General features: G+C 46.7%; 9 protein-coding genes. 5 read left to right on the top strand and 4 right to left on the bottom strand.

Annotated features, from left to right (window positions below; genetic code table 11):
* Window positions 1–41 precede the first annotated feature (41 nt).
* From recO to QUA71_RS24395, 5 genes are all read left to right on the top strand, one after another.
* A complete protein-coding gene (gene recO / locus QUA71_RS24375) occupies window positions 42–917 on the top strand; it encodes a DNA repair protein RecO (protein ID WP_333289012.1) in 876 nt (291 codons plus the stop codon).
* 231 nt (window positions 918–1,148) lie between these two features.
* Window positions 1,149–2,720: an MFS transporter gene (locus QUA71_RS24380; protein WP_333289014.1), complete on the top strand. Its 1,572-nt coding sequence runs from the start codon at window positions 1,149–1,151 to the stop codon at window positions 2,718–2,720.
* A gap of 26 nt (window positions 2,721–2,746) precedes the next feature.
* Window positions 2,747–3,973 carry a glycosyltransferase family 4 protein gene (locus QUA71_RS24385; RefSeq protein WP_333289016.1) on the top strand — a complete coding sequence of 409 codons (1,227 nt, stop codon included), beginning with the start codon at window positions 2,747–2,749 and terminating at the stop codon, window positions 3,971–3,973.
* A gap of 90 nt (window positions 3,974–4,063) precedes the next feature.
* Entirely contained in the window at window positions 4,064–4,492 is a 429-nt protein-coding gene (locus tag QUA71_RS24390) for an NUDIX hydrolase (protein ID WP_333217268.1), read from the top strand.
* 111 nt (window positions 4,493–4,603) lie between these two features.
* Entirely contained in the window at window positions 4,604–5,515 is a 912-nt protein-coding gene (locus QUA71_RS24395; RefSeq protein WP_333289018.1) for an NAD(P)H-dependent glycerol-3-phosphate dehydrogenase, read from the top strand.
* 86 nt (window positions 5,516–5,601) lie between these two features.
* Here QUA71_RS24395 and QUA71_RS24400 read toward each other — a convergent pair whose 3' ends face one another.
* The 4 genes from QUA71_RS24400 to QUA71_RS24415 all read right to left on the bottom strand — a co-directional run bounded on the left by QUA71_RS24400 (window position 5,602) and on the right by QUA71_RS24415 (window position 11,739).
* On the bottom strand, window positions 5,602–5,907 hold the full coding sequence (locus QUA71_RS24400) for a small RNA NsiR4-regulated ssr1528 family protein (RefSeq protein ID WP_333289020.1): 306 nt from the start codon (window positions 5,905–5,907) through the stop codon (window positions 5,602–5,604).
* 224 nt (window positions 5,908–6,131) lie between these two features.
* Window positions 6,132–9,263, bottom strand: a complete 3,132-nt coding sequence (locus QUA71_RS24405) for an SNF2-related protein (RefSeq protein WP_333289022.1) — start codon at window positions 9,261–9,263, stop codon at window positions 6,132–6,134.
* A gap of 232 nt (window positions 9,264–9,495) precedes the next feature.
* Window positions 9,496–9,696: a hypothetical protein gene (locus QUA71_RS24410; protein WP_333289024.1), complete on the bottom strand. Its 201-nt coding sequence runs from the start codon at window positions 9,694–9,696 to the stop codon at window positions 9,496–9,498.
* Window positions 9,697–10,023: 327 nt separating this feature from the next.
* Window positions 10,024–11,739 (bottom strand): DUF1156 domain-containing protein, encoded by a 1,716-nt coding sequence (locus QUA71_RS24415; RefSeq protein WP_445243824.1) that lies wholly within the window; start codon window positions 11,737–11,739, stop codon window positions 10,024–10,026.
* Window positions 11,740–11,894: the final 155 nt, after the last annotated feature.

An 11,894-nucleotide genomic window follows, 5' to 3' on the forward strand; every position in this document is an offset into this window, starting at 1 on the left:
GAAGTAATGTAGTAAATCTAAAATCTAAAATCTAAAATCGAGTGACTCGAACTTACAAAGCAACTGGAATCAATCTCAAGAGTGCGCCGATCGGCGAATCCGATCGAGTGCTGACAGTTTTGACGCGGGAATTCGGCTTAATTCGAGCCGTAGCACCGGGTGTTCGCAAACAGCGATCGACCATTGGCGGAAGAAGCGAATTATTTGTCGTTAACGAATTGCTAATTGCTAAAGGCCGATCGCTCGACAAAATTACCCAAGCCGACACGGTACAATCTCATCCGGGTTTGAGCCGCAACCTCGGGAAACTCTCCGCCGCGCAATATCTGGCCGAATTGGCGATCGCCAGTGCCCTTTCCGACGAGCCCCAAGAAGAACTCTTTTGGTTGCTGGGCGAACATTTGAGCCGTTTGGAGCGTTTGTCCGATCGCACAGAAATCGAATCCGCCGCCGTGCTGGTCGCCCACCTCAGCCACGGTATTTTTCACCTGCTAGCCTTAGCCGGCCTCGCGCCCCAAGTCCAAGTTTGCTGCGCCACCAGACAGCCGCTCATCCCAAACTTCACCGATCCGAACTGGCAAACCGGGTTTAGTATACCCTCTGGGGGAACCTTCAGCTTGTCCGAACTAGCTAACTTAGAGGCAGAACTCTCTTCACAAACCGGTAGCTTGTACAAATCCCCCTCCCGTTCCCGCCAAATGGATAGCAGCAAACACTTGACAAATTTCGAGATTAATGCTAATGAATTAGCAGCGCTGCAACAGTTGGCTAGTCCAGAACTAGGAGAGGGGATTGCCGATCGAACAACTTGGGTATCAGTAGAAAATATTTTGCGACAATATGCCCAGTATCATTTAGGTTGCACGATTCGCTCGGGAAGCTCGATCGACACCTACCTAGAGAGTTTTGAGTTTTAAATTTTGAGTGTTGAGTTAAATAGGTGAACGGGCGATCGTACATCGCACCCCCAGCCTGCCGGATACCCGAACCAGCCGGCCATTTCAGGTAAATTCTCAAGGTTGTTGCGACATCAGATAATAGATAGAGATAAAGTTACGAGATTATTAATAAACTTAGGGGTTAACACCTCAATTTGAAATTCCCGTCCCCCCAACCTCCACCATCCCAGGCGATCCCCCCCAAATCCTATGATGCGAATGTCCGATTCTGATTTGACAATATCTGTTTTAGCTGTGACCCACCACAAAATGGAAGAACGAGAAAATTTTCCCGATTTTCGCTCCGATCCCCTCTTGGCCGATCGACAATGGAGCAACGTCGAACACCCAGAAATGGATAAATCTCCCACAACTCCCGAAACAGAGTCAAGCAACGGCAAAAGCCAACAACCCGAAGCAATCCCCCCGGTTCCCACACCCGAGCCAGCAGCAGAACTCTCCGAAGCAGTAGCCGAAACTCCCGAAAAAGAAACAGGATTTCTGCCAGTGCTCAAAAACCCAAATTTTCTAGCATTGTGGAGCGGGCAAGTTTTTTCCCAACTAGCAGATAAAGTTTATCTCGTACTGACGATCGCCCTCGTGGCCAGCCGCTTTCAAGCGCCAGATCAAACCATCAGCAGGTGGGTATCAGCAATCATGATCGCCTTTACCATTCCCGCAGTGCTGTTCGGGGCTGCCGCAGGCGTGTATGTCGATCGCTGGTCGAAAAAAGCAGTGCTGGTCGCCACAAACCTGCTGCGGGGAGGCTTTGTTTTAACATTGCCCGTGCTGCTGTGGCTCTCTGACGGGTGGGAACTCGGTCAACTGCCGCTCGGATTCTGCTTGCTGCTGCTAGTAACATTCCTAGTCTCGACTCTAACTCAATTTTTCGCCCCAGCAGAACAGTCAGTGATTCCCCTAATTGTGGAACGCCGCCACCTGCTATCGGCAAACTCCCTCTACACCACAACCATGATGGGTTCGGTGATTATTGGCTTCGCAGTCGGAGAACCCTTACTAGCTTTAGCCGACACCCTATTTTCCAACCTCGGCGGCGGACTCGGCATCGGCAAAGAATTAGTAGTAGGCGGAAGTTACGCCTTCGCCGGAGTGCTGCTGTTGTCGATGAAAACAGGCGAAAAAAACGATGCCGAACACGAAGCGCCACACCCCCTAGCAGATTTGCAAGACGGCCTGCGTTACATCAACGATCAACCGAAAGTCCGCAATGCTTTAATTCAACTAATTATTCTCTTTTCCATTTTTGCAGCCTTGGCAGTTCTAGCAGTGCGGCTGGCAGAAATCCTCCCCGGTATGAAAGCATCACAATTTGGCTTTTTGCTGGCTGCGGTGGGCGTTGGCATGGCTACTGGGGCGGCGACAGTCGGCTATCTCGGCCATAAATTGTCTCACTCCCAACTGAGTTTAATCGGATCGATCGGCATGGCACTTGCTCTGATGGGCCTTTCTGCATTTACACACCATTTGTGGCTCTCGGTGCTGTTCATTACCCTGTTGGGTTTATTTGCCTCATTGGTGGGAGTGCCGATGCAGACTACAATTCAAGCAGAAACCCCAGAAGAAATGCGGGGAAAAGTCTTCGGGCTGCAAAACAATGCCACTAATATCGCTTTGAGTTTACCCTTGGCTTTGGCCGGGGTAGCCGAAACATTTCTGGGTTTGCCCACAGTATTTTTGGCTTTAGCAGGATTAGCGATCGCTGGCGGTGTCTTAACCTGGTATATTTCCCGTAGCAGTAATAGCAAAGTCGATCGAAGCTAAAAAATAACAAACCCTGATTTACTCGAATGCACATCGCTTGGCTAGGAAAAAAATCACCTTTTTGCGGTAACGTCACTTACTCCAGGGAAGTCACCAACGCACTACTAGACCGGGGATACCAGGTCAGTTTCCTGCACTTCGCCCAAGAAGCGAGCCCGCTGGACAGGAACAATACGGGGTGGAACATGGCAAATGGTTCATGGGGAAAGGGAATTGCTCAAACCTCATTTACCAATTCGCTATCGCCCGCTAGTTGCAACGAAGTCTCTTTACCCTGTCACTACAAGTCGCAAATTTATACGATTCCCACTCTCAAGTCCCGCACAGTGCTGATGAAATCTCTGCGGCGGCTGAAACCCGATGTGGTTCACGCTTCCCTGACGCTTTCGCCTTTAGACTTTCTGCTGCCGGAAATTTGTCAAGAATTGAATTTGCCTCTGGTGGCGACTTTTCACCCGCCGTTCGATCGCAAATTGCGGAATTTGACATCGGGAACCCAACACCTGATGTATCAACTTTACGCTCCGTTTTTGGCGAACTACGACTCGACGATCGTATTTTCTTACATTCAGCGGGATATTTTGGTGCGCTTGGGAGTGCCGGAAGAACGGGTGGCAGTGATTCCCAACGGCGTGGATGCTGTTAAATATTCGCCCGGGCCTTCGGGGTTGAAGTCGGAATTAAAGGCCGATCGAATTTTTGTTTACCAAGGCCGCATTGCCCAGGAGAAAAATGTCGAGGCTTTGCTCAAGGCATGGAAACAGTGCAATTTTGGCCCTGGAAACGTATTGGCGATCGTAGGCGACGGGCCCCTAGCCGCCTCGCTGCAACTGTTTTACGGCGAAGATGATGGCATTGTGTGGCTCGGATTTGTTGCGGAGGAGGAACGCCGGATCGAAATTCTGCGGGGTGCAGACGTATTTATTTTGCCTTCTTTGGTGGAGGGACTGTCGCTGTCGCTGCTGGAAGCGATGGCCTGCGGTTTGGCTTGTTTGGCAACCGATGCCGGTGCTGACGGCGAGGCTTTGGAGGAAGGCGCGGGGATAGTTTTGAACACTCAGCGGGTACGGAGTCAGTTGCAAACTTTGCTGCCGCTGTTTTGCGATCATCCTGAGTTGGGAATGCTGCTTGGTCAAAAAGCACGCCAACGAGCCATGGAGCGATACACTCTCAGTCAGAATATTACTGAGTTGGAAAAGCTGTACTCTGAGGTTTTGCAAAAGCAGCGGGTGCCACTTCGCGGTTTAGCATGATTCAGCAGGAAGAAGGAACTCCTAACCAGTTGAAATTAATCCGTGTATCCGTGTCAAAATTCGTGTCGTGTCTTCCTTCTTCCTTTGCAAATGACTTACCGAAATCCCGCTCCTACAGTTGATATTATCATCGAATTAGCCGATCGCCCCCATCGGCCGATCATACTCATCGAACGCCGCAATATTCCCTACGGCTGGGCACTTCCCGGCGGTTTTGTCGATTACGGGGAAGCGGTAGAAACGGCGGCAAAACGCGAAGCTTTAGAAGAAACAAGCTTGAATGTAGAATTAATTGAGCAATTTTACGTTTATTCTGACCCAAATCGCGACGCCCGCGAACACACTATCAGTATTGTATTTTTGGCTTCTGCAACGGGCGAACCTCAAGCCGCCGACGATGCTAAAAATTTACAGATTTTTGAATCTTGGCAGATTCCCCAGCAATTATGTTTCGATCACGATCGCATTTTGCGCGATTATTGGCGTTACCGTCATTATGGATTGCGGCCGCGTTTGTAGGTTGAGGATTTTTTAACCGCAGATGCACGCGGATTAACGCAGGTTGATTGCTATGATTTATCTGTGATTTATCTGTGTTAATCTGCGGTTAAATTCATTAAACTAAATTCTATGCCAATCTTGACAATATTAGGCGGAGGTGCTTGGGGTTCGGCACTGGCAAATCTGGGAGGCAAAAAAGGATCTCGAGTTAATTTGTGGTCGCGCAGCAGTTCTTTTAATCTAGAATCAGTTATAACAGGTGCGGATGTTGTTGTTTCGGCAGTTTCGATGAAAGGAGTTGGAGCAACAGTCGATCGACTTTTGGCTTTAGAGTTAAGTCCCAGTACAATTATAGTTACTGTCACCAAAGGTTTAGACCCCGCGACTACGCGCACTCCGTCTCAAATTTGGCAAAATGCTTTTCCTAACAATTCAATAGTGGTACTTTCCGGCCCCAATCTTTCCGAAGAAGTTCAGCAGGGATTGCCGGCTGCAACGGTAGCGGCGAGTTCGGATTTAGCGGCGGCCAAACAAGTCCAAAATATTTACAGTTCTGATATTTTTCGGGTTTATGTGAATGAAGACCCGCTGGGGACTGAGTTAGGTGGAACTTTGAAGAATGTATTTGCGATCGCCGCTGGTGTTTGCGACGGTTTACAATTAGGAACTAATGCTAAATCTGCTTTGCTGACTCGCGCTTTGCCGGAAATGATTCGGGTGGGAGTTCGTTTGGGAGCTCGCGCAGAAACTTTTTACGGTTTGTCTGGTTTGGGAGATTTGCTTGCTACTTGCAACAGTCCTTTATCGCGCAATTATCGGGTTGGTTTCGGGTTAGCTAAAGGCAAATCTTTGGAGCAAATTTTGTACGAATTGCAGAGCACTGCTGAGGGTGTTAATACTACTAATGTGTTGATTGATTTGGCTACTCAACGCGGCATTGAAGTTCCTGTATCTCGTCAAGTTTATCGCTTATTAAATAGTGAAATTACTCCAGAACAAGCCGTTTTATCGCTGATGGAACGCACTTTGAAACCGGAGTGAGTAAGTTTTTTAGCATTAAAATTTAAGCTTTTGGGCGGGCAAGATGCCCACCCCACAAGAGTTTGGAAAAATAGGATAAATACTATCTACTTACCGCCGTAATAAAAAGCAATTTCTTTCTCTTTAAGCGGTGCAAAGCCGGCATCGAGGAGCATTTTATCGAGCTCGTCTTGGGCAATGTGTTTGGCACCGATGCGGACAATTCGCGATCGCATGGTATTTGACACGCCACTGCGCTGTCTCCCGGCTTCTAATGCCATCACTTGCTCGTACAGGTCTAATTTTGCCTTGGGAATCGGAGTGCCGTCAAAATCGACTCCCTTGGCGATCGCAACATCGATCGCATCTGCACCAGTTGTAGATTGAGCCGCTGAGTTTGTTTCTGAAGACATTGTGCAAATTAAATAAAAAGGACGATCGTCATAAAAAGTAGTTTAGTCCTAAAGTGCCAAAGTTGAGCACCAAACTCTAGCACTGCTGAAAGTATAGCAGGAGTTAGGAGTCAGGAGTCAGGATAAGGATGCTTAACTATTAAGGGTGGAAGAAATCATTAATGTCTTAACGGCCGAGAAGGTTGCTATAGCGTAAACTCGTGAAACAGGCTAAACATATTCGATTAAGCACAGTTTGACATAAGGGCGATCGCACTTAGCATTTCTTCAAACAACGGATTGCCAAAACTCATCAATTGCAGTGAAGCATTTTCCTCAAAGATATCCGGGTAAAATGTGATATAATAACCGCGACTTTTATAGTTAAGCTGCCAAGTGCGATTTTTCGAGCGATCGAATGTAGCGCCAATCTGCTTTAAAATCACAGAATTGACAAACAAATTTTCGATGGTTTCAGGAAACAGAGAAGTCGGCGGCAAAGGTTGACGGATTTCTTGCAAATCTGATTCTACATCCATCGCTACCATTTCATCGAGGGCAAGGCGCAAAGGCGGCGCGTCTAAACTTCGATCGAACTCTGCCAACAAAACGCCCTCTTCTTCGGGATCTGCACTCATCACAGCCCGTTCGATGAAAGTGGGAACTCTCGCGAGAATCGGTTGCAAATTGCCGACTACGGTTTGAAAAGCATCGATGCGATCGCGCAATTTCTTGTAAACCTTCGCCTCTACCGTTCCGTCGTAATAAAAATTGTGTATTCTTACAGTATCATAAATCTGTCCAATGCGATCGAGTCTGCCGATTCGCTGTTCCACCCGCATCGGATTCCAAGGCATATCATAGTTGATTAAAACGCCGCAAGTTTGCAAATTTAGTCCTTCTGATGCGGATTCAGTACAAAGTAAAATTTTGATGATTCCTTGTCGGAATTGGGTTTTGATTTGTTCTTTCGGAAAAGTTCGCCATTCTCCATTTTGATACAATTCTCCGCCGCGCCCGGAATAGCAAGCAATCTGAGCACCATATAATTGTTGTAAAGCAGTTCTGAGATAGTCCATTGTGTCGGTGTACTGCGTGAAGACGATCGCACTTTCGCGCTGGATTAGTTCTTGACGCAAAATTGTGATAAAATGCGAAAGCTTGCTATCTTCGCCTGTATTCTCGAACTGATACAGTAAATCTTCTAAATATTTAATCTCTTCAGGATCGGCTGGTTCAAAATAAGATTCCATTCCTTCCAAAATCACATCATCCGCATCATCTAAATCCTGAAAATCATCCTCAGTAATGCTAATTCCTTCGAGGCGACGCTGTAAGGATTCGCGGATCGCATAAAACGAACTTGTCAGGCGTTTGCGGTAAAGAGTCATCAAAAAACCTAACGCTTTGCGGTTGTCTTTTTGCGCTAGATTGTAAAAGTGGCGCACGTAATTGCTGACGGCGAGATAAAGTGGCACTTCGCGGTTATTTTCTAAAGTAATGGCATTATCTCTGACGGCGCGGTGGGGAATATCGCGATCCAACAATCCCCGCTGATAGTATTGGCGCAAGGTGTCGCGGGTGTGGCGAAACATCAAATCTTTGAGGGGAGTATTCACTGTCAAATATTGGCGGGAAGCGGCGATAAAATCCGTGTCTTCAGCAACTTGTTTTGGGTTGACTCGCTGGTTTTTTTCCCAGACATCGCGCAACTTATAATATAGTAGCCGATCGCCCTTCTGTAAATATTCCTGCAACCGCAAACAGGGCGAACCCCCTTGCTGGAAGTAATCTACAGACATCTGCTGCCAAAAATTCAAGGTTTGGCGATCGGGCTTTTCCGACAGCGTGCTAAAATAATTGCAGAAATTCTCGCCATAAGACCAATGTCCCCGCAGTCCCAGAAGGTGCAATAAATCGAAAACTTCGATCGCGTCAATCTGCATCGGCGTGGCGGATAATAATAACAGCGATCGGCTTTTTTCTCGCAACTGCTGCATTAACTGTAACAACCGATTCGGAGTTTCCTTGCGGTTTTGCGGGCTTTGGCGGCGGGCGTGATGCGCTTCATCCAGAATCACCAAATCCCACGGTTGCGCGTCTAAAAGCTGTTTTGTACGATCGCTCCGACGGACTAAATGAGATGATGCTAAAATCAGATTTTGGGAATTCCAAATATTTTCTTCCCCTGACAGACTTTTTTCCCCATACGAATTTTTTAACTCACCTTTGTTGTAACTCCAAAAGTGTAAATTAAATTTTTCGCGCAACTCTTCGTGCCATTGCGGCTGAATGCTAGCGGGTGCTAAAATTAACACGCGTTTGACTTTTTTACTAACAAGCAAGTAACGCAGAATCAACCCAGTTTCGATGGTTTTCCCCAATCCAACCTCATCCGCAATTAAGAAACTTTTCGGAAAATTTGCCGCCACTCTACGCAATATCTTAATCTGATGCGGCCAAGGTGCGATCGGAATAGATTTCAAACAATAATCGAGACAACTGGGCGAAGCGTACAAATTGAGAATCGGTTCAAATTTAGCATAATCTTGAGATAATTCAAAATCCCCAACTCTTCCTTCTAAATCCCGACTCCTAACATCCGTTACATCCGCTACATCCGTTACAAAATCCGTTGCCGAACCTTCCTCCCGATTCCACACAGGTTTACTGCTAGGCGCATAGCTGAGCAACTTATTTTTTACCGCTTCCGGCACTTCAAAAACGCGCACATTCGGCGATAAATTGTTCCACAACTGTTCAAACCGAAAAATTTCTTCAGAAACTCGTTCTGCATCTCTGCCGCCTTCCCAAGCACAATAAACGTGGAACGATTCAACGTTGCTTTGCCAACCGCTGAGAGATTCGTTATTGGAACCGCTAAAAGCTAATTGTGCGCCCTTGCTGTCGGTAAAAATGCCGACTTTTTCGTGAAAAATATGCTGGCGATCGAGTAAACTTTCAGTATCGACTGGTAAGCCGTTAGATTTGAGGGGAACGGCAATTTTAATATCGAGATAACTGTTTTGAATCAGCCAACTGAGGATTTCAAAATGTTTGAGTTGGGCGAAGGTTTTGGGCGGCTGTAAATCCGTATCGAGGCGGATAGTAACTGCATCTCGCAGGGCGTAACCTTGTTGGATAGCTTGCAAATCTTGCGGGCTAAATTGACAGCCCATGATTAACCGCATCCGCCCTTGATTGTGCAGCATCGCGCCCAATCCCTGCGCGACTTTACTGAGGATAGCGCTGTTGAAAAAGCCGGATTTGCGATCGTACTGTAGAGCACATTCTAGTGCGGGAATGTAGAAATCGGCGATCGGGTTATTTTCGTTGCTAGAATAGCTAATCCGCCAAGCATAATCTGTTAAATTCATATTATTAGTTATTAGTTATGTGCCACAATCCTCGATCTCCCTAAATCCCCCTTAAGAAGGGGGACTTTGAATTAAACTCTTGTCCCCCCCTTATTAAGGGGGGCTAGGGGGGATCTCTTCTCTTGTTAGTTAGGTTTTTATCCTTGGGTGGGGGCGGGTTTACGAAATAATTAATCTTAGGCAATTATTGTTGGTAAAACCCGCCCCTACGAGATGGCAAATTGTACAAGCATTAATCAATCGGACTTGATATAATATCTTTTTCAAGAGGTGGAATCTCATCAGCAGAAAGAGTCACCACTTTTCCATCTTGCCAAATACTAATAGATTGTCCGAGTTTGCGGTGTTTCTCGATCGCCTGTGCGATCGCCATTTTAACACCAGCATCGATTTTTTGATGTAGAGGTGAGAGGGCGGGTTGTTCAGGATTCATCGATACCTCCAGTAATTTGGTTCCAGATTTCCGATCGATAAACAATGCGGTTTCCCAGAGTCCGCCAGGGAATGAATTCCCTGGCTAATAGCGAAAGTCCTCTAAAGAGGACTGATTAGTTATTCCTATCATCCCTCTTTGGTCACTTGCGGCCGACAATATTATTAATAATTAATATATTAAATATTAATTATTAAATCCTAGAGATTCTTCAGTCCTCTTCAGAGGACTTTCGCTTTGAGGCAGGGAATGAATTCCCTGCCGGACTCCCGGAGTGCGGATTTTGCCTGAAGCCGGACTGCGGGTTTGAGCTTAAATTGACCTAACCTAAAACAAACTCAACTGCCCCTCAAACGGAAGTGGCATCTGTTGATAAACAACCTTCGCCTTAATCTCATCCATCGCCAACCACAAATCCAACAAAGCCTTCTCCTCCGGGATGCGTTTCTTCTCATCCCCAATCCGGGGAATAACTTTCAGCGCCACCTCTATCGCCCGCATGAAATTATCGTGATCCGTCAAAGCGGTTTTTTTCATAAACTCGCGCACGATTTGAATATCTCCATCCTCTTGATACAAAGCGATAATCGCGTGCAATCCATCCACTAAATATGTCATCGAAAAATCTTGCGGATTGGCCGAAAAAGCTGATTTTTTCAGCCGCTGTTTCGGTGTCAAAAATTTGCAAGTGCCGCTAACGGAGTCAATCAGTTTGTATTTTTTTGCTAAATCAACGACATCGAAACCGCCGACGGCGAGGGCGAGTTGTCGCGCTTCATCGAAGGGGAACTCGACAGCGCCGAAGGCATCCCACGCGAGGAAATACCATTGAGTCAGGGCGTCAAATCCGGCGGTATCGGTTTGTGCAAGTTTGCGGAAACGATAGTTTGCTATGGCTTTTCTGGCTTCAGCAAATGCAACTTCCGGGCGCACTTCTTCGCCGCTGCTGTCGAGGATGGGATAGGAACGGCTGAACACATTTAAAGCGGGGCCAAAGGCGCTTAAATAAAGGTCGATTCCTTTGATGTCGTTGGCTTCAAATTCCGGGGCGCGAAGTTCTACGAGATTGGCGACTTCCGGGCGCAAATCGTCCCACCAAGCTTGGGCGGCGTTAGGATCGCGTTTGCGACAGACGAGGAGCACTGTACTAGAAACCGAGTTTTTCTGCGCTTGGTGCAAGTTTTGCGGGTTTTCGGTACTGACGGCCCAGGATGCGGTAATCTCGAAACCGGCATCGATGAGGGATTTTGTGAGCACGTCCCACGCGCCGGATTCTTTGTGGTTGAATTGGACTGTCATCGCGCCGTCATCGCGCAAAACTCGGTAATATTCGCTAAAAGCTAGGGCCATTTTTGCTTCGTAATCTTGTTTGGCCAGTTCGTCGGGAGATGTACCCATGTTGCGGAAGCGCGACGGATTGGCGACGGCTTCTCTATCTTTGTCGGTGAGTTCTGAGTAGAATAAATCGGGGAATATATCGCCTAATGTGCGCTTCATCCAGACATAGAAGAAATCGGAAATATCGGCATAAGGGATTGTGCCATAGTAAGGCGGGTCTGTGATAATCGCATCGACTGATTTGTCGGGAATATGGTAGAGGCTATCGGCGGATGCGGCATTGATTTGGATGGTTTTAGGGTCGTATTGTTCGATACCGGGGAGGCCAGTTGAATGAGGTTTTGTGCCGAATAAAGTACAAAGTGGTGTATAGTCTCTAGCACTTTCTTCTTGACAAGCACTCCAGAGTTCTGTAGCCCCATTTACTTCTGGATAATTCCACATTAAATTTAATGCGTGTTGTGTAGAAGCTTTTTGAATACAAGCTCTTGCAGCATTATAAATAACTAGCCTACAATTTGCATCAGCACATCTATCTAATACCAAAGCTAGATAAGTTGCGATCGCCTCTAATTTTTCCAATTCATACTCAGCCTGTAGCAGCGCCTTAGCTTCGTTGATAATTTGTACATAAGTGACAAGCGTTAGCAACTGACGGGAATTAAAGCACTGATCCCATTCAACAATTCCATAATTCCGGATCATCGAATATTGAGGATTAGTAGGAGTTGGTGCATGACTTATTAAATCTAGTGCTTCCCAATCGGTTATTAATTCATAAAATTTTTCGTAATTGCTCAACTAGGGGAAAAAATGGAGCCATCAATAGAGAGAGCTTGTTGAATAGATTGATAAGCAGT

Origin of the sequence: Microcoleus sp. MON1_C5 (genome assembly GCF_036701875.1) — a bacterium.
In the GTDB taxonomy this organism is placed as follows: Bacteria; Cyanobacteriota; Cyanobacteriia; order Cyanobacteriales; family Microcoleaceae; genus Microcoleus.